The organism is Allobosea sp. BK604 (assembly GCF_004341515.1).
Lineage (GTDB): Bacteria > Pseudomonadota > Alphaproteobacteria > Rhizobiales > Beijerinckiaceae > Allobosea.
Genome location: NZ_SLZF01000007.1, coordinates 145806 through 164105, shown reverse-complemented (window position 1 = coordinate 164105; position 18300 = coordinate 145806). Strand labels below are relative to the sequence as shown.

Here is an 18300-nt window from a genome sequence, read left to right as displayed (position 1 = left end):
ACGTTCTGAACGACTGGACGAGGCTCTTGGATGATCGTCTCCGCAATACAAGCTCAAATATAATATCGCGTCCAAGCATGCCCCGGGGCCTCGCGGCCAAAGCTGAAACCCGGTGCTTCGTGAAGCAATAGATCAGCGATATCCTCGTCCCGATCGATGAGGTGGTTCAGACCAACCGGACGAAAGCTCTTGTAGAAATTCTCATCGTCTCCGTGGTCGTCCTCACCGCAATCCACCTGAATGTCGCCGCCCTCAAGGAAGACGACATGGCAGATAGGGCGGGTATTGTGAAAGATATGATCGCAGACAAGGCACAGTCGCTCAGCCACTTTACTTCTCCCAAAGCCGCAGCGGAACCTGGGCCTTCTCACCGCAGCGCGCGAAGGCCACTTCGTTCGGCGAGAGCGCGCCGGCCACGCTGCATTGCTCGCCATCGACGGTAAGGCTGGCGGCATAGCGGTCCCTGCCGACGCGGCTCATGCGGATTTCTCCGGATTTCTCCGGCGCCTCGCCTGGGCCGCAGATCGCGAGATGCTTGAGCCGGATCGGACCGGAATAGTAGCGGGCCTGGCCGCGGCCGGTACCGATCTCGCTCAGGCTGGCGCTGAGGCCCCATTCGCCGGCATAGCCGTAATTGCCGGTGAGCTCGAGCGCGTCGACGGAAGCCGGCAGGCAGGCGGCGAACGCAAGCAGGAGAAACCGGCGCATCCGTCCTCACCCATCCAGGCCATTGTCAACGCATCGAATCTTTCGGTAGTAGCGGGGTCTTAATCGGGCGTATCCCAAATTTGGGGAGGCCATGCAGCTTGCGCTCACGGGCGGGAAAGATGGCCGCTCTATTTGGTCCAGCCTTGCGGGGCGCTTCTCGCCTTTGGGGCCTTTAGGCATTTACAGGTCGCCCTTTGCCGCGTCGGGCCAGCGTATTGTTATGGCTACGCCGCCGCGAGCATCGATATCTTGCACGAGCCGGCGCTCTTTAGAGTGTTCCAGTTCCCCCATGCCGGTCTTGATGACGAATTCGAAATTCGCAAGCATCGTTCCGCCTTGCTTACGTATCCCGTTTCCTCGACGTGACCATCACCATAAATCCAGAGCTGCCTGGAAACCGGTTTCCGATCATAATACTCTGCTTTGTCCCTAACCATGAGACGAGCCCATCGCATGAACATCGCACTCGTGGTGAACGTGATCGTTTCCATGTCGCCCCCATACTTCCCGCTAAGCATATAGGGACGAAGCCGGGCTGGCGACAGGCGCGTCAACGACGCGAGATTTCATACTGAGACACTGCCGATCTTTCCGAAAACCGGCTTCCACCCTCCAGTCCGGCGCTCAAGCGTAGCAGGATGCCAGCAAAGCAAAAGGGCGGCGCTGTGGCGGCATGCTGCACCTGCTCACTCGCCTGCCGCAGTGCCGCCCTGCACCCCCGACGCTGGCGCATGGCTGGCGCTGATAATAAACTAAAGCCATTCCCCTGAGACAGGACGGATTACGGTAACCGATGGATAAGCGGGTCGAACCGGGCGAGCTTCATGGCGCCCATGCAAGGCCGGCCCTCACCGAGGCCGATATCCGCTCGATCCTGATCGGCATCGTGCTCGCCATGTTCCTGGCGGCGCTCGACCAGACCATTGTCGCGACCGCAATGCCGACGATCGGGCGCGAACTCGGCGATGTCGCCCATCTGCCCTGGATCGTCACCTCCTATCTCCTCGCCTCGACCGCGGTGACGCCGCTCTACGGCAAGCTCGCCGATATCCACGGCCGGCGCGTGACGATGCTGACGGCGATCGTGGTCTTCATCATCGGCTCGGTCGCCTGTGCGCTGGCGCCCTCGCTCTGGCTGCTGGTGATGGCGCGCTTCGTCCAGGGTCTCGGCGGCGGCGGGCTGATCTCGCTGGCGCAGACGATCATCGCCGACATGGTCCCACCGAAGGACCGCGGCAAATATCAGGTCTATATCGCCGGCGTCTTCGTCTCCTCCTCGCTGCTCGGCCCGGTGCTGGGCGGCGTGATCTCGGAGACAGTGGGCTGGCCCGTGATCTTCTGGATCAACCTGCCGATCGGCCTCTTCGCCTATTACATGACCAATTCCGCGCTGAAGCGCCTGCCCCGGCACGAGCGGCCGCACCAGCTCGACCTGCTCGGCGCGCTATTGATGACCAGCGCGACCATGACGCTGCTGCTCGCGCTGAGCTGGGGCGGCACGCATTATCCCTGGCTCTCCGCCCAGATCTTCGGGCTGGTCGGCCTTTCGATCCTGCTCTGGATCGGCTTCGCGGCGCGGCTGAAGCGGGCGGATGAGCCCCTGATCCCGCTCGACGTGCTGGCCAATCCGGTGGTACGCGCCGGCACGATCGCCGCCGGCTTCGGCATGGGCACCTTCATCGGCCTGACCATCTACCTTCCGCTCTATTTCGAGACCGTGTCCGGCCTCTCCGCCGCCAATTCCGGCATGGGGCTGATCCCGCTGAGCTGCGGCACCGTGATCGGCGCCACCGCGTCGGGCCGCGCCATGACCAAGCTGACGCATTACAAGCGCGTGCCGATGATCGGCCTCACCGTCGCGGTCATCGGCACGGCGCTGCTGGCCTATGGCGCCGGCACGTTGCCGCTCATCCCCTTCGTCTGCCTGCTCGCGGTGATCAGCCTCGGGCTCGGCACATTGCTGCCGGTCGCGACCGTCTCGATCCAGAACGCGGTCAGGCCGCACCAGTTGGGCACCGCGACCGCGACTGCGAATTTCTTCCGGCAGATCGGCGGCGCGCTGATCGTCGCGGTGTTCGGCGCGATCGTGCTCGGCGGCATGGGCTCGAGTGGGGCCGGCCTCTCGGCCGAGACGCTCAGGGCCGGCTCGGTCGACCGCGCCACCATGGTGACGCTGTTCCAGTACGTCTTCGCCGCGACCTGCCTCGGCTTCGCGCTGGCGCTCGCCTTCCTGCTGATGATGAAGGAGATGCCGCTGCGCGGCAGCGCCATCGAGGCGGCGAAGGAAGCGGCGGGAGAGTAAGCCGCAAGCCACTGTCCGGGCCGATGCGTCAGAGCAGTTCGGCAAGCCGCTCGAGTTCCTTGCCGTCGAGATCGGACACCGCCGCATAGGCGACGCCGCCGCGCGTCCAGGTCAGCAAATTATAGCCGCTACGCGTCGACAGGGACGGTGCCGCGTCAGAACCTTGCGTCGCCCAGGCGAAGACGTTGATCAGGTGCAGGCGACGCTTGTAGACGAGCGCGCCGACCCGCTTGCCGCCGATCGAATCGAGCCGGCCGCCGACCAGCGGGAAGCCCTGGGGCGCGAGATCGCGCACCTCGGGCGAGAAATCGACCTTGCCGGCGAACCAGGGCTTGACCGTGTGGGCGTCGGAGGATGCGACCTGGATCGGGCTGTCCTGCAGCAGCGAACGGACATGCGCGGAGAGCAGGTCCTGCTCGAGGAGCCGTCCCTGCGAGGCGCCGGTGACGAACCACAAGGTCGCGAGCGAGGAGACGAGGCAGGCGACGAGGATCGCCGCCGCCTGGCGCAGCATGACCGGGACCGGCCAGCGCCGCAGCCGGGGGGCCGGCGCGGCAGGCTCTTCCGGCCTATCGGCGGCCTGCGCCAGGGCAAGCCTGATGCGGGACGGGAGTTCGGACGGCATCGGCTCGCGGCCCGAGGCGGCGAGCGAGCGGCCGATCTGCCGCAGCTCGGTGGCAAGGCTCGCGCAGGCGGGGCAGGTTTCCAGATGGAGCGCGAAGGCCCGGCGCTCCTCCGCCGGCAACTCGCCGTCGATATAGGCGCTGACGCGGTCGAAGGGCTGGTCACATGGCATTGGATTGGTCCTTCCCGGCCTTGCGGGCAAGCGTCTTGCGCAGATGTTCACGGCCACGCGCGAGGCGCGACATCACGGTCCCGACCACGGTGCCGGTGATCTCGGCGATCTCGCGATAGCCGAGCCCTTCGATCTCGCGCAGCACGACGACCTCGCGGAAGGCCGGCGGCAATTCGGCGAGAGCACGGCGCACCAGGTCGCGCTCGTCGGCGCCGATCATCGCCTCCTCGGCGCTGGGCTCGTCGGCGGCGATCTGGAAGGCCGGACCGGGCTCGCCGCCGGCGCCCGGCAAGGCTTCGTCGAGCGAGACGACGTTGGCGGCGCGTCGGCGCAGGTTGAGGCTGCGATAGGCGGCGTTGCGGACGATGGCGAAGAGCCAGGGCCGGATTTCGTCGCCGCGAAAGCCGTCAAAGGCGCGGAATGCCCGGAGATAGGCTTCCTGGACCGCGTCCTCGGCATCGGAGCGCGAGCGCAGCAGCCAGAACGCCAGATTGAACGCCGCCTCCATATGCGGCAGCGCCAGCTCTTCGAAGCGCGAGGGGGAAGCCATGGGTCAGCCGATGCCTGTGGCGCTCGGGGCGGAACGTGGCCCCTCGGGCATCCTATCCCAATCGCGGCCGCTTTATTCCCTTGGCGCTGCAATTTCCGGGCGACGCAGATCGCGGGAATAAATCGCCGTCTTCCTGAATCTCCGATGTTGCGACGCCGCTGCGGCGCTCGCCACACCACCTTCGGGAGCGTTCCATGTTCCATCCCTCTCGTCGCGACGCCCTCGTCGCGGCTTCGCTGGCTGCTGCCTTTGGCCTGGACAAGCCCTTCGCCTTCATCGACGAGGCGGAGGCACAGACAACGCCCGATCCTGCCGTCGGCTTCCATCGCTACAAGGTCGGCTCGATCGAGGTGACCGCGCTTTATGACGGCATCTGGGAAAAGCCGCATGATCCGGCCTTCATCAAGAATGCCTCGATCGACGAGACCAAGGAGGCCCTCGCCAAGGCCGGGCTCACCACCGCCTTCGTCTCGATCCCGCTCACCGTCGTCGTGCTCAAGCTCGGCGAGCGCTATGTCATGGTCGATTCCGGCTCGGGCGCCGGCCAATGGCAACCGACGGCGACGAAGCTCGCCAGCAACATGGCGGCCGCAGGCATCGATCCGGCCAGGATCGACACGATCCTGCTGTCGCATTTCCATCCGGACCATATCTTCGGCCTGATGAACCGGAACACCGACGCGCCGGTCTTCCCGCAGGCCGAGATCGTCGTCAGCGCCACCGAGTACAAATGGTGGACCGAGCCCGGCCGGGTCGGTGCGCTGCCCGAAGCACGCAAGGCGCTCGGCCAGCGCATCAACGCCGTTTTCCCCGGCTGGAAGAACTTTCGCCTCGTCGAGGGCGAACCCGAGGTCGCGCCCGGCGTCAGGCTGGTCAAGGCGCCGGGCCACACGCCGGGCCACGCCGCCTATCATGTCAGCTCCGGCAACGAGCAGCTGATGATGTCGAACGACACTTTCTATGTCCCGGCCCTGCTCGCGCCGCACCCGGACTGGCAGGGAACCTATGACCAGGACAGCGCCCTCGCGGTCGAGACGCGCCGCGGGCTGATCGAACGGGTCCTGGCCGAGAAGATGCTGATCTGCGGCGCGCATTTCCCGTTCCCGGGCCTCGGCAGCTTCGCCAAGGACGGCGCCGCCTACGCCTTCACGCCCGCCAAGGCCTGAACCCGCCAGCGGGCGGCGGAGCCCTGCCGCCCACACTCCCCCGCGACACACCAACACTCAGGAGATCGACATGAACCGCATGTTTGCCTTGGCCACGCTCGCAGCCAGCCTCACGCTCGCCAACGCCGCCTTCGCCGTCGATACGACGCCGACGGTGACCTCGCCCGATCTCGCCGCCGTCCGGACCGCGATCAAGGCCAAGGACTGGAAGGTCGCGATCACCGACCTCAACAGCATGATCGATCAGGGCGTCCAGCACCCGGATGTCTACAACCTGCTCGGCTTCAGCCTGCGCAAGAGCGGCGACCACAAGACGGCGCTGACCTATTACCGCAAGGCGCTGGATTTCGACCCGAACCACAAGGGCGCGCTCGAATACCAGGGCGAGCTCTATGTCGAGACCGGCGAGATCGCCAAGGCGCAGGCCAATCTCGCCCAACTGGTCAAGCTCTGCCCGGGCGGCTGCGAGGAACGCGAGGACCTCGAGAAGGCCCTCTCCGCCGCACCGAAGACGAACTGACCTCACCTCACCCGGAAGGGACGCATCATGCCGCGACCCATCATCCTCGACGCAGCCGTCCTCCTCGGACGGCTGCTGATGGCCGCCCTCTTCCTGCACGAAGCCTGGGTCAAGCTCACGAATATCGGCCCGTCCATGGTCTATATGGAGCGCTTCGGTGTACCGGGCCTGCTGCTGCCGGGGGCGATCGCGCTCGAACTCGGCGGCGGGCTCATGCTCGTCATCGGCTGGGGCAGCCGCCACGCGGCGCTGGCCCTGGCCGCGTTCTGCATCGCTGCCGCGGTGCTGTTCCACAATGCGCTCTCCGACGGCAACCAGCTCCAGCATTTCGAGAAGGATCTGGCGATCGCCGGCGGGCTGCTCGTCCTCTTCGCCTTCGGGCCGGGACGGTTCAGCCTGCGGCCGGGATGAACCGTCACATGATTGCGGCATGGTCGGGCGAGACATTCCGCAACTCTGCGTCCAGCAACTCTTGCGTCGCCGAACGCTTTGGCTTTGTCTTGACGCGTCCTCCCTGCGGGCCGGTGCCGGCCGCGCTTCAAATCAGGAGAGCCCCATGTCCGATCTCGTCGTCATCGTCTATCCGACCGAGGCCAAGGCCGAGGAGATGCGCCAGAAGCTCCTCGAGCTGCAGAAGGAATACCTGATCGAGATCGGCGACGCCGCCATCGCGGTCATGCACGAAGGCGGCAAGATCAAGCTCAACCAGCTGATGAACACGACGGCGCTCGGCGCGGTCTCGGGCAGCTTCTGGGGCCTGCTGATCGGCGCGATCTTCCTGATGCCGGTCTTCGGCGCGGCGCTCGGCGCCGCCTCCGGCGCCCTTGGCGGGGCGCTGACCGATTACGGCGTCAATGACGGCTTCATGAAGGAGCTCTCGTCCAGCCTGCAGCCGGGCAATGCCGCGCTCTTCGTGCTGGTGCGCAAGATGACCGCCGACAAGGTGCTGGAGGCGATCAAGGGCACGGGCGGCGTCGTGCTGAAGACCTCGCTCGACCATACCCGCGAGCAGGCGCTGCGCGACGCGATCTCGGCCTCGCCGGGCGCGGTCGAGCATCCCTCGACGCCGGGCGCGGTGCCTGCCGGAACCGGCGCGCCTTCGCCGGTGGGCTGAGCGGAACGCCATGCGGCGCAAGCGTCCGCCGCGAGCCAGCCTCGCCCTCATGCTGGGGCTGGCCGCAATGGCGACGAGTCTCGGCAGTTGCGCCAAGCCGTCCTGCTGCCGCGGCCACCCTCATATCTGCCTGAGCTGCGGCTAGCACCGCTGCTTTTGCGGAACCGGCATCCCGATCAGAGGCAGCAGAACGCCTGGCTCAATCGCGGGGCTCAGCGGCCTCCGTCATGCTCGCCCCTGTGGCGAGCATCCACGCCTTGAACACCGCCCTGCATCAAGGAAGACGTGGATGGTCGGGACAAGCCCGACCATGACGATGGAGATGTTGCTTAGTCCCGCAGCAGCTCGTTGATGCCGGTCTTCGCCCGCGTCTGGGCGTCGACCGTCTTGACGATGACGGCGCAGTAGAGCGAGGGGCCGGGCGTGCCGTCGTTCAGCGGCTTGCCCGGCAGCGAGCCGGAGACCACCACCGAATAGGGCGGCACCTTGCCGATATGGACCTGGCCGGTGGCGCGGTCGACGATCTTGGTCGAGGCCGAGATGAAGACGCCCATCGAGATCACCGAGCCTTCACCGACGATCACGCCCTCGACCACCTCGGAACGGGCGCCGATGAAGCAGTTATCCTCGATGATGGTCGGATTGGCCTGGAGCGGCTCGAGCACACCGCCGATGCCGACGCCGCCCGAGAGATGCACGTTCTTGCCGATCTGGGCGCAGGAGCCGACCGTCGCCCAGGTGTCGACCATGGTCCCGGAATCCACGTAGGCGCCGATATTGGTGTAGGACGGCATCAGCACGACGTTCGGCGCGATGAACGCGCCGCGGCGAGCGGCGGCCGGCGGCACGACACGAAAACCGGCGGCGCGGAAGCGGTTCTCGCCCCAGCCTTCGAATTTCGAGGCGACCTTGTCCCAGAACACGCCCTCACCCGGGCCGTTGGCCATGATCCTGTTGTCGTTCAGGCGGAAGGAGAGCAGCACGGCCTTCTTCAGCCATTGATGCGTGACCCAGTCGCCGTCGATCTTCTCGGCGACGCGGGCCTTGCCGTCATCGAGCAGTTCGATCGCCTGCTCGACGGCGTCACGCACCGCACCTTTCGTGTTGATGCCGATCTCGGCCCGGTTCTCCCAGGCGGCGTCGATGGTGGCGGCGAGATCGGTCAGGGACATGGAGCGGCTCCGGCGTTCAGATGACGCCGCGAGCGATGGCGGATGCAGGCGGCGGCGTCAAGGCGAGCTGCGTGGCGGAACCGCTGCGCCCCGCTCAGGCCTTGCAGATATAGCTGACGGTGCGGATGCGCCGATCCTGGAGATTGCGCACCTGGTTGCGCGCCATCAGCGGGAAATCATGGCCAAGGAAGGCCTGGAAGGTCACGGCCGGCACTGCCCGCTCCAGCCGCACCGCCATGGCCTCGAACCAGCGTTGGCTCTCCTCGGTGGAGTCGCGCATGTCGACGATCCTGAAGCCGGCTTCCTCGAGGAGCGGAGGCATGGCGACGAGCGTCGCCAGATGGCTGATGGCCGGCTCGCTCGCCCAGGGCACGGGATAGAACAGCTCGCCGCCCTCGCCCTGCAGGATGTCGTAGACGGCGAAGCGGGCACCGGGCTTGAGCACCCGCCTGGCCTCGGCGTAGAGCCTCTCCTTGGCCGGGATGTTCATGCCGGCATGAATGGTGATCGCTGCGTCGAAAGCGGCATCGGCAAATGGCAGGTCGGTGGCGTCGCCCTGCTGGAAGCTGACGCGGTCGCTCAGGTGCACCCAGTCGCTCAGCGTCGTCGCCGCCTCGCAGAAGGCCTGGGTGAGATCGATGCCGGTGACCCGGCAGCCATAGGTTTCGGCCAGGGTCCGGGCCGGGCCGCCGAGGCCGCTGCCGATATCGAGGACATGCGAGGCCGGGCTCAGGTTGAGCATCTGAGCGAGCTCGAGCGTCGCCTTGCGGCCGCGGATATGGAACTCGTCGACCGTACCGAGATCGGCCGTCGTCAGCGTCTCGATATCCTTGCCGGCCCTGCGCAGGCTCTCGGCGATCGCATTGGCGAGGTCGCCGTCGCCGCCATAGTGGCTCTCGACATCGTCTGCCATGGTGTCAGCCTCCTGGCCGCGGCGGGAGAATCCGCATCGCAGCGCCAATCCAGAAGCAGGCATGCCCTCGCGCGGGCGAACTCGCATAACGACGAGGTGATCTTATACGCGACCGGCGCGGGGACAAGGACGGCTTGACGCACGTCGACCCGCCCGCTTCGCTGGCTGATCACCCCGCCTCCCGCACAGCCTGGACCCACTCATGCGCCTCTGGATCAGGAACCCGCTCGGCATCGTCGCCGAGGCCGCCGGTGGCGGCATCGTCACCGATGGCGCTGTCATCGCCGAGCTGGTGCCAGCGGGAGGCGCGCCTTCGCTCCCAATCGGCGAGGTCTTCGATGCCTCGGAGCATGTCGTGCTCCCCGGGCTGATCAACACGCACCATCATTTCTACCAGACGCTGACACGGGCCCATCCGGCTGCGATCGACCAGGAGCTGTTTCCCTGGCTGAAGGCGCTCTACCCGCTCTGGGCCAGGCTCAACCCCGACGATCTCAGGCTCGCAGTGCGCGTGGCGCTAACGGAGTTGCTCCTGTCGGGCTGCACCACGGCGGCCGACCATCACTATCTCTACCCGAAGGGGCTGGAGGGCGCGGTCGACATCGCCGTGGAAGAGGCACGGGCGCTCGGCATCCGCATGACGGTGTCGCGCGGCTCGATGAACCTGTCGCAGAAGGATGGCGGGCTGCCGCCGGACGAGGTGGTGCAGGACGAGGACACGATCCTGGCCGATAGCGAACGTGTGCTCTCGCTGTTCCACGATCCCCGGCCGGGCAGCATGATCCAGATCGCGCTCGCGCCCTGCTCCCCCTTCTCGGTGACGCCCGCGCTGATGGCGAAAAGCGCCGAGCTCGCAGCGCGCTTCGACGCGCCGCTGCACACCCATCTCGCCGAGACCGCGGATGAGGAGGCCTATTGCCTCCAGGTCTATGGCAGACGCCCGCTCGACCTGCTCGAGGAGGTCGGCTGGATGCGGCCAAAAACCTGGCTGGCCCATGGCATCCATTTCTCCTGCGAGGAATGCGAGCGACTGGGCAAGGCCGGTGTCGGCGTGTGCCATTGCCCGACCTCGAACGGCGTGCTCGCCTCCGGCTTCTGCAGGACACGCGAACTGGAGCGGGCCGGAGCGCCGCTGGGCTTGGGCGTCGACGGCTCGGCCTCGAATGACGGCTCCAACCTGATGGAGGAGCTGCGCCACGCGCTGCTGACCAACCGGCTGCACTACCAGAGCGCGAGTGCGGTGACAGCGCGCGACGTGATCCGCTGGGCGAGCGAGGGCTCGGCACGCTGCCTCGGGCGCTCCGACATCGGTACGATCGCCGCGGGCATGCAGGCGGACCTGGCGCTCTACAAGCTCGACGAGCTGCGCTTCTCCGGGGCGCATGACCCCGTAGCGGCGCTGGTGCTATGCGGCGCGAACCGCGCCGACCGGGTGATGATCGGAGGGCACTGGCGTGTCGTCGACGGAGCGGTGCCGGGGCTGGACCTCGCGGCGCTCAGGCGCTCGCACGGACTGGCGGCGCGGCGCTACGCCTGAAGGCCGGATCAGCGCGTGGCGACGAAGAACAGCCGCGGGAAGGGCAGCAACACGGTACCGTCGGGCATCGCCGGATAGGCGCGCGCGACGGCGTCCTGATAGCGCGCCAGGAACGCCTCGCGCTCGGCCTCGTCGAGCGGGGCGAGGAAGGGGCGCAGACCGCTGCCCTTGAACCATTCGACGATCGCGCCAGCCCCGCCCTCAAGCACGTGATGATAGGTCGTGCGCCAGATATCGATCGAGGCCGCGCTGTCGCGCAGCACGCGATAGTACCAGTCGGCATGGTGGCGCGGAGCGCGCGAGCCGGCAGCCTTGGCGAGCTTGCCGGCCCAGGGACCATCGGCCGCGATCTCGCGCATCAGCACATGGGCCGGCTCGTCGAGATTATCCGGCATCTGCACGGCGAGGCTGCCGCCTGGCGTCAGCTTCCCGACGAGGGACGGCATCAGCGTCTCGTGCTTCGGCAGCCATTGCAGCACGGCATTGGACAGGATGACATCATAGGCCGCCTCTGGCTGCCAGGTCGCGATATCGGCGAGCTCGAACGGGATCGCAGGCAGCCGCTTGCGGGCCGCCGCGATCATGTCAGCGTCGCTGTCCATGCCGATGATCGTGGCTTGGGCAAAGCGGGCCTGGAGCAGCTCGGTCGAGTTGCCCGGGCCGCAGCCGATATCGATGGCGTTCGCGACAGGCAGGCTATGGATCTGCGCCAGCAGATCGTGGATCGGCCGGTTCCGCTCGTGCTCGAACTTGGTGTATTGCCGGGCTGACCAGCTCATAGAACTATTCTCCTTACGGCCGGGACCTGTCAGCGACGCGCGGTACGCTTGCCGGTTCTGGCGGGCTTTTCCGGTGCGGGGGTGAATTCGCGCAGCTCGGGCAGCCGCACGTGGATGCGCCGCAGCAGCGCGAGCAGCTGGTCGACCTCAGCTTGCGAGAAATCGGCGAGGACGAGGCGCTCGCGCTCGATCGCCAGCGCGATCAGCCGGTCATGCAGGGCATAGCCCTCCGCCGTCAGCTCCAGGACCTGGCGGCGCGCATCGCGCCCATCGGCGGCTTCATGGACATGGCCGGAGGCGACCAGAGCGGCGACGCCGCGGCTGACCGCGCCCTTGTCGAGGCTGATGACCTCGCAGATGCGCTGGGCGCCGATCCGAGGCTCGATCGCAAGCTGCGAGATGATGCGCCATTCGGTGACGCCGACGCCGAAGCATTCGAGATAGAGCCGCGAGGAGCTGCGCGACCAGGTGTTGGAAATCGCGGTGAGGAAGTAAGGGACATAGCCGGTGAGATCGAGAACCTCGCGGTCCCCGTCGCCTCCATTGGCCTTGCGGCGCTTCGTCGAAGCCATGGGTTACCCGCCCTGATGCCCATTCCCATCTGGCATAGGCGTGGAGCGGAGGGCAAGAGCACGGCGCACCACTCGTCATTGCGGGCACCCGGGTCCTGGCTTTGGCAAGCCCGAGTACAAGCTCCAAGCTCCGCAAGGCAATCCAGGGCGGTAGCGCTCTACGTCCCCTGGATTGCTTCGTCGCGAAGCTCCTCGCAATGCCGGTTGGACGATGTCAGCGCGTCCCGCCCCCGCCCAGCCGGCCGAACTCCGCCAGCTCCACCCAGATCGCGGCGAAGATCCTGCGGGCGAAACCCTCGACATCATCCGGCACGCCCTCCTCGTGCCAGCACTCGCCACCGACGCGCATGCCGCCGACGACGATCATGGCGAGGAGGCGCGTGCGCAGGCGGCTTGCCGGGTCGTTCGGAGCGCGGGCGGCGAGCGCCGCAGCCAGCTTCTGCTCCAGCTTGACGTATTTGAGCTGCTCGCGCCCGCGCAGGGCGGGCGTCTCGCGGATGAGCTTGCCGAGCGCGAGCGCCTGCGGATCGGCGGCGGAGGCCAGGACCGAGCCGATCAGCGCCTCCTCCACCACCTTGATCAGCGGTTCGCCGGCAGGGCGGGCCGCGACGGCTTCGGCCATCACCTCGCCGAACCTGTCCTGCCAGGCGGCGATGACATCCTCCTTGCTCGGGAAATAGTCGAAGAAGGTGCGTTTCGAGACATCGGCCGCCGCCGCGATCTCGTCGATTGTGGTGGCGTCGAAGCCGTTCGTCAGGAACAGCGTCTGGGCGGCGTGGGCGATGCGCTCCCGCGTCTGCCGGCGCTTGCGCTCGCGCAGGCCTTCATTCGTCCTGGTCGGATCGTCTGGAACGCGCATCGAACTCGTCAGTCGGTCATTTCCCTTGGACAGGCCTAGCCCCCATGGCCTGCCGAGGCAATCTCGTGCCGGTCAGGCCGGCAGCGCCTCGAAACGCCGGCGGCCGGCGCCGAGCGGCTGGCGCCGCGTGATCTTGTAGACCGCGGCGGGAGGAATATTGCGCAGGGCGCGGCCGGTGCGGGTCGCCTTTAGGCCGAGCCGATCGAGGATCGGGCGGGGGACCGGGCAGCGTGGGCCATAGGTGAACTGATAGAAGGCGCCGCCCGGTCGCATGTAGGTGAAGGCGCCGGAGAGTATCGCGACCACCTTGCGCGGCGACATCGAGAGCAACGGCAGGCCGCTGACCACGGCGCCGACCGGCATGTCGCCATAGAGATCGAAGCGCGCGAGCTGCGACGCATCCATCCAGAGCACGCGGGCCTGCGGGAAGCGGAACTCCAGCATCCGCGCGAAATCCGAGCCGTATTCGACCAGCGTCAGATCGCTCTCGGCGACGCCGCGCTCCAGCAGCGCCCGGGTGAAGACGCCCGTGCCGGGACCGAGCTCGAGCACCGGCCCGGTCTCCGGGCCTATCTCCTGCGTCATAACCCGGGCGAGCGCATCGCCCGAAGGCGCGACCGCCGCGACCTGCAGGGGATTGGCGGCCCAAAGCCGGAAGAACTGGACGAAGTCGGAGCAACTGGCTGCGGCTGAGGTCATGGGGTCCGTGGATCGATGCGAGTGAAGGGATTCGTGTCGCACAAGTTGCAATTTTGTATCTATTGCAAATTTGCACTTGATGCAGATATAGGGCATGCCGAGCGCCGAGGCAATGGCCCCGCGCCGGCAGGGCGGCGCGATTGCGCAGCCTCATTCATCGCAATGGGAGAGCACGGATCATGTCAGGTTGGAGCGTCGAACAGATCCCGGCCCAGGCCGGACGGACGGCCGTCATCACCGGGGCGACGAGCGGCATCGGCTATGAGGCGGCGCTGGCGCTCGCCGGAGCCGGCGCGCGGGTCGTCCTGGCCTCGCGCAACGCGGCGAAGGGCACGGAGATGCTGGCCCGGATCCGAGCGGCATACCCCGCAGCCGAGGTCAGCTTCGAGCCGCTCGACCTCGCCAGCCTCGCCTCGGTCGAGGCCTGCGCGCAGCGGATTGCCGCAAGCACGCCGCGGCTCGACCTGCTCGTCAACAATGCCGGGGTGATGGCGATCCCGAACCGGCACGAGACGGTGGACGGGTTCGAGATGCAGCTCGGCGCCAATTATTTCGGCCATTTCGCCCTGACGCTGCGGCTGCTGCCGCGTATCCTCGCCGCCTCGGCGCCACGCGTGGTGACGCTGAGCAGCCTCGCCCATCGCTCCGGTCGGATCGATTTCGACGATCTGCAGTCGCAGCAGCGCTACCGCCCCTGGACCGCCTATTGCCAGTCCAAGCTGGCGACGCTGATATTCGCCCTCGAACTGGAGCGGAGGGCGCGCGCGGCGCGCTGGTCGCTGATGAGCAATGCCGCCCATCCCGGCTTCGCCCTGACCGGCCTGCAGAGCGCCGGGCCGCGCATGGGCCGCGACGGACCCAGCATGATGGAACTGGCCGGCAAGCTGCTCGGGCCGTTCGTCGCGCAATCGGCTGCCGCCGGCGCCCTGCCGACGCTCTATGCGGCGACGTCACCGGAGGCCGAGGGCGGCGTGCTCTACGGACCGGACGGGTTCTACGAGATGAAGGGCTCGCCGCGGCGCGCCAAGATCGTCGAGGCCGCGCTCGACCGCGACGCCTGGCAGCGGCTATGGGCGGTTTCGGAGCGGCTGACGGGGGTGAGCGTCGCTCAGCCTGCGGCGGCATGAGCGGCGGCGGCGTCATGCTCGCCCTCGTGGCGAACATCCGCGTCTTGAACTCCGCCCTGCATCAAGGAAAACGTGGATGGTCGGGACAAGCCCGACCATGACGGGAGAGGCCGTCCGACGGCCGCTCAAGCCTTCCGGCCGAAATCGTCGATGATGTTTCCGCGCAGGAAGTCCATATCCATCTCGATGCCGAGGCCGGGCTTCGTGGTCAGCTTCAGGCTGCCGCCGGAATTGTCGAGCGGTGTCTCGATGAAGCGGTTGTAGCAGGAGAGGTCGTGCATCGAGGTCTCGATGCGGTAGAAATTCGGCACGGTGATCATGACATGACCGCCGGCGACGACGTTGATCGGCCCCGAAGCGTCATGCGGCGAGACCGGGATGTAATAGGCTTCGGCCATGGTCGAGATCTTCTTCAGCTCGCTGATGCCGCCGGTCCAGGTGACGTCAGGCATGATGTAGTCGGCGAGCTCCTTCTCCAGGATGGGCACGAACTCCCAGCGCGTGTGCAGGCGCTCGCCGACCGAGATCGGCACGTTGATCTTCTCGCGGACCTGCTTCAGCGCGTGATAGCTCTCCGGCGGCACCGGCTCCTCAAACCAGTCGATCTGGCCGGCATCCTCCAGCGTGTTGCAGAGGCGGATCGCGGTCGGCACGTTGAAGCGGCCATGGGCGTCGATCAGGATCTCGATATCCGGGCCGGTCGTCTCGCGGATCAGCGCGGTCAGCTCGGCGGCGATGCGCTCCGCCTTGCGGGAGAGCTCGCCGTCGAGATAGCCGTTGCGACGGATCTGCAGGCCGTTGAGATGCGGGAACGGGTCGAATTTCAGCGCCGTATGGCCTGAATTGACGATGCCCATGATCTCCTCGACCACGCCCTCCCTGGTGGTGAACTTGCTCTGGTCGGGATGGGTGTAGAGCAGCACGTCCTCACGGACCTTGCCGCCGAGCAGTTCGTAGATCGGCTGGCCGAGAACCTTGCCCTTGATGTCCCAGAGCGCGATGTCGACGCCGCTGAGGCAAAGCGCGGCGGCGCCGCGGCTGCCCATATAGGTGAAGTTGCGATAGGTGCGGTTCCAGATGCTCTCGATATCGAGCGGGTTGGCGCCGACGAGCAGCTCGTTCAGGTGGCGCAGCGAGGAGGCGACGGTGCGGTTGGCGAGGCGGGTCGAGGTCGTGACCTCGCCCCAGCCGGTGACACCCTCGTCGGTCTGGACCTCGACGAAGAGGAACTCGCCGAAGAAGGTGCCTTCGGCCTTCACGATCCAGGGGGTGATCGAGGAGATCTTCATGTGACGCTGCTCCGAGAGGCCGCGATGATCATGGCGGCCGGTATCAAAATGAGGCGCGGGATCCCCTCTCCCGGATAGGAGAGGAGTGGGGCGATGGACTATGGCTACCGAAAGGTGCGAGCGGCGTCCGCCGTAACGACTGGGGCGGCAAGCTCTCCGTCATTGCGAGCGCAGCGAAGCAATCCAGGGGGCCTTGCTCTACGTCCCCCTGGATTGCTTCGTCGCTATGCTCCTCGCAATGACGGGACGGGCTCTGGAGGGCCTGCGGTTGCGGGCGAGCCCTCCTCCCTGCCCCTCTCCCACCCCGGAGAAGCGCTCCCCTCTCCCTGGGGCGAAGGTCGAGCATGAGGTGAACCGACATCGGACGACGCTCAGCCCTTCGTCGCGCCCGACATCATGCCACCGACGAAGACCTTCTGCAGGCCGAGGAAGATCGCCGCGATCGGCAGGCTCATGATCACGGACGCGGCCATGATCGCACCCCAGTCGGTGTCGTACTCGGTCGAGAACTCGGCGAGGCCGATCGGCAGGGTCTTCACCGAGGAATCATTGGCGAAACTGAGTGCGAAGATGAACTCGTTCCAGGTCGCGACGAAGGAATAGAGGAAGATCACGACGATGCCCGGCAGCGAGAGCGGCAGCATGATCTTGAGCAGGATCACCCAGCGCGAGGCACCGTCGATGATCGCGGCCTCCTCGAGCTCGACCGGGATGCTCTTGAAGTAGCCGGTCAGCATCCAGATCGCGAGCGGCAGCGTCAGCACGAGATAGACCAGGATCAGCCCGATCAGCGTGTTGAGCAGGTTGAGATAGCCGAGGAAGATGTAGAGCGGCACGATCAGCGCCGCCGAAGGCAGCAGATGCGACATCAGGATCAGCATCTGCCAGACCGAGCGGCCCTTGAACTCGAAGCGCGAGAAGCCGTAGGCCGCCGGCGTCGCGAAGATCAGCGCGACGATGGTCGAGCCGAGCGAGACGATCGTGCTGTTCCAGAAATAGCGCGGCACGTTCGAGTCGAAGAGCACCTTCTGGTAGTTGGCGAGCGTCGCCTGCTTCGGCAGCCAGGTGATCGGGATGTGGTAGAGCTCGGCAAGGCTCTTGAAGGATGAGACGATCATCCAGAAGAACGGCACCACGGTGATCGCCAGCAGGATGAGGACCGGCAGGTAGACCCAGGGGCTGCGCGCTTTCATGTCAGCGCTCCTTCCGGCGGCCGTCGAGCCAGATATGCGCGACGATGAACAGGGTCGAGACCAGGAAGAACAGCACCGAGAGCGCGCTGGCTTGGTTGAAGTTGAAGTACTGGAACGCCTCGACGAAGATCTGGATCGAGGTGATCAGCGAGCGGTCGGCCGGGCCGCCCTTGGTCATGGCGTAGATGATCGTGATCGAGTTCACGCCGGCGATGATCAAGAGGAGCGTGATCGAGGCCAGGATCGGCCTGAGCTGCGGCAGCGTGATGTAGATGACCTCGTCGCGGAAGGTGGCGCCGTCGACCTTGGCCGCCTCGTAGAGCGAGACCGGGATCGACTGCAGGCCGGCGAGCACCATGATGGCGACGAAGGGGAACATCTTCCAGACATTCACCGCCGTCAGCGCCGGCAGCACGATGGTCGGGTTGGTGAGCCAGCGCACCGGCTCGTCGATCAGCCCCCAGGAGGAGAGCACATAGTTGATGACGCCGTAATCGGTGTGGAACATCCAGGCCCAGGTCATGGCGCCGACAATGCCGGGGATGACCCAGGGGATCAGCGTCAGGGCGCGCACGATGGCCTGGCCGCGGAACTGCTCGTTCAGCACGATGCCGGCGGCGGTGCCCAGGATGAGCTGCAGGATGATCGAGGCGCCGACGAAATAGACCGTGTTCATCGTCGCCCGCGCCGTGCGGTCGGATTCGATGATGTCGATATAGTTCTGCGCGCCGACGAAGACGCCGTTGCCATTGGTGACGCTCATGATCAGCGTCGAGATGATCGGGTAGATGATGAAGGTCGCGAGCAACGCGATGGCGGGCAGGATGAAGAAGGTCGGCCCGTCCTTGTGGGCGGCGAGATAGCGCGCGAGGCGGCCGCGCGGCGCGGCGGCCTCCGGCTGCGCCCTGCGCGCTTTCGATGAGGCTTCTGTCTGGACCATGGCTGTTGCTGCGTCGGACATTTTTCGGTCTCGCGGAGGCCGCCTGCGTCAGGCCGCCCCGCCC

General features: G+C 66.6%; 20 protein-coding genes. 7 read left to right on the top strand and 13 right to left on the bottom strand.

Features of this window, described 5'->3' with window-relative positions:
• Positions 1-53: 53 nt before the first annotated feature.
• Together EV560_RS21930 and EV560_RS21925 are read right to left on the bottom strand one after the other, a co-directional pair.
• Positions 54-329, bottom strand: coding sequence for a hypothetical protein (locus EV560_RS21930; protein ID WP_131857943.1), 276 nt, complete (start codon positions 327-329; stop codon positions 54-56).
• Between the two features lies 1 nt (position 330).
• Entirely contained in the window at positions 331-708 is a 378-nt protein-coding gene (locus EV560_RS21925) for a hypothetical protein (protein WP_131857942.1), read from the bottom strand.
• Between the two features lie 793 nt (positions 709-1501).
• Between EV560_RS21925 and EV560_RS21920 the strand changes: the two genes are divergently transcribed.
• The gene (locus EV560_RS21920) at positions 1502-3010 is read left to right on the top strand and encodes an MDR family MFS transporter (protein WP_131857941.1); all 1509 of its coding nucleotides are present in this window, start codon (positions 1502-1504) and stop codon (positions 3008-3010) included.
• A gap of 28 nt (positions 3011-3038) precedes the next feature.
• Here EV560_RS21920 and EV560_RS36090 read toward each other — a convergent pair whose 3' ends face one another.
• Both EV560_RS36090 and EV560_RS36085 read right to left on the bottom strand, forming a co-directional pair.
• Positions 3039-3806 (bottom strand): anti-sigma factor family protein, encoded by a 768-nt coding sequence (locus EV560_RS36090; RefSeq protein WP_207908091.1) that lies wholly within the window; start codon positions 3804-3806, stop codon positions 3039-3041.
• Positions 3796-4356 carry a sigma-70 family RNA polymerase sigma factor gene (locus tag EV560_RS36085; protein ID WP_207908090.1) on the bottom strand — a complete coding sequence of 187 codons (561 nt, stop codon included), beginning with the start codon at positions 4354-4356 and terminating at the stop codon, positions 3796-3798. Before EV560_RS36085 ends, EV560_RS36090 begins: the two co-directional genes overlap by 11 nt.
• 194 nt (positions 4357-4550) lie before the next feature.
• Between EV560_RS36085 and EV560_RS21905 the strand changes: the two genes are divergently transcribed.
• The 4 genes from EV560_RS21905 to EV560_RS21890 all read left to right on the top strand — a co-directional run bounded on the left by EV560_RS21905 (position 4551) and on the right by EV560_RS21890 (position 7156).
• A complete protein-coding gene (locus tag EV560_RS21905) occupies positions 4551-5522 on the top strand; it encodes an MBL fold metallo-hydrolase (protein WP_131857939.1) in 972 nt (323 codons plus the stop codon).
• Between the two features lie 70 nt (positions 5523-5592).
• The gene (locus EV560_RS21900) at positions 5593-6042 is read left to right on the top strand and encodes a tetratricopeptide repeat protein (protein ID WP_131857938.1); all 450 of its coding nucleotides are present in this window, start codon (positions 5593-5595) and stop codon (positions 6040-6042) included.
• A gap of 27 nt (positions 6043-6069) precedes the next feature.
• On the top strand, positions 6070-6453 hold the full coding sequence (locus EV560_RS21895) for a DoxX family protein (protein ID WP_131857937.1): 384 nt from the start codon (positions 6070-6072) through the stop codon (positions 6451-6453).
• A gap of 145 nt (positions 6454-6598) precedes the next feature.
• Complete coding sequence (locus EV560_RS21890) at positions 6599-7156, top strand: DUF1269 domain-containing protein (RefSeq protein ID WP_131857936.1); 558 nt, start codon at positions 6599-6601, stop codon at positions 7154-7156.
• A 329-nt stretch (positions 7157-7485) separates the two neighbouring features.
• Here EV560_RS21890 and dapD read toward each other — a convergent pair whose 3' ends face one another.
• Together dapD and EV560_RS21880 are read right to left on the bottom strand one after the other, a co-directional pair.
• Positions 7486-8328, bottom strand: a complete 843-nt coding sequence (gene dapD / locus EV560_RS21885; protein ID WP_131857935.1) for a 2,3,4,5-tetrahydropyridine-2,6-dicarboxylate N-succinyltransferase — start codon at positions 8326-8328, stop codon at positions 7486-7488.
• 94 nt (positions 8329-8422) lie between these two features.
• On the bottom strand, positions 8423-9241 hold the full coding sequence (locus EV560_RS21880) for an SAM-dependent methyltransferase (protein WP_131857934.1): 819 nt from the start codon (positions 9239-9241) through the stop codon (positions 8423-8425).
• 202 nt (positions 9242-9443) lie between these two features.
• On the opposite strand from EV560_RS21880, the gene EV560_RS21875 reads away from it, so the two are divergent.
• Positions 9444-10778: an 8-oxoguanine deaminase gene (locus EV560_RS21875; protein ID WP_131857933.1), complete on the top strand. Its 1335-nt coding sequence runs from the start codon at positions 9444-9446 to the stop codon at positions 10776-10778.
• An 8-nt stretch (positions 10779-10786) separates the two neighbouring features.
• On the opposite strand, the gene tam is transcribed toward EV560_RS21875, so the two are convergent.
• The 4 genes from tam to EV560_RS21855 all read right to left on the bottom strand — a co-directional run bounded on the left by tam (position 10787) and on the right by EV560_RS21855 (position 13687).
• The gene (gene tam / locus EV560_RS21870) at positions 10787-11557 is read right to left on the bottom strand and encodes a trans-aconitate 2-methyltransferase (protein WP_131857932.1); all 771 of its coding nucleotides are present in this window, start codon (positions 11555-11557) and stop codon (positions 10787-10789) included.
• 29 nt (positions 11558-11586) lie between these two features.
• Complete coding sequence (locus tag EV560_RS21865; RefSeq protein ID WP_131857931.1) at positions 11587-12129, bottom strand: MarR family winged helix-turn-helix transcriptional regulator; 543 nt, start codon at positions 12127-12129, stop codon at positions 11587-11589.
• Positions 12130-12343: 214 nt separating this feature from the next.
• Positions 12344-12988 carry a TetR family transcriptional regulator gene (locus EV560_RS21860; protein WP_131857930.1) on the bottom strand — a complete coding sequence of 215 codons (645 nt, stop codon included), beginning with the start codon at positions 12986-12988 and terminating at the stop codon, positions 12344-12346.
• Between the two features lie 72 nt (positions 12989-13060).
• A complete protein-coding gene (locus EV560_RS21855; protein ID WP_131857929.1) occupies positions 13061-13687 on the bottom strand; it encodes a class I SAM-dependent methyltransferase in 627 nt (208 codons plus the stop codon).
• A gap of 179 nt (positions 13688-13866) precedes the next feature.
• Here EV560_RS21855 and EV560_RS21850 point away from each other — a divergent pair, with 179 nt between their 5' ends.
• Positions 13867-14814 carry an SDR family oxidoreductase gene (locus EV560_RS21850; protein ID WP_131857928.1) on the top strand — a complete coding sequence of 316 codons (948 nt, stop codon included), beginning with the start codon at positions 13867-13869 and terminating at the stop codon, positions 14812-14814.
• Positions 14815-14939: 125 nt separating this feature from the next.
• Here EV560_RS21850 and EV560_RS21845 read toward each other — a convergent pair whose 3' ends face one another.
• From EV560_RS21845 to EV560_RS21835, 3 genes are all read right to left on the bottom strand, one after another.
• On the bottom strand, positions 14940-16103 hold the full coding sequence (locus tag EV560_RS21845; protein ID WP_131857927.1) for a mandelate racemase/muconate lactonizing enzyme family protein: 1164 nt from the start codon (positions 16101-16103) through the stop codon (positions 14940-14942).
• 371 nt (positions 16104-16474) lie between these two features.
• Positions 16475-17296 (bottom strand): carbohydrate ABC transporter permease, encoded by an 822-nt coding sequence (locus tag EV560_RS21840; RefSeq protein ID WP_131857926.1) that lies wholly within the window; start codon positions 17294-17296, stop codon positions 16475-16477.
• Between the two features lies 1 nt (position 17297).
• Positions 17298-18257 (bottom strand): carbohydrate ABC transporter permease, encoded by a 960-nt coding sequence (locus tag EV560_RS21835; protein WP_248312156.1) that lies wholly within the window; start codon positions 18255-18257, stop codon positions 17298-17300.
• Positions 18258-18300: the final 43 nt, after the last annotated feature.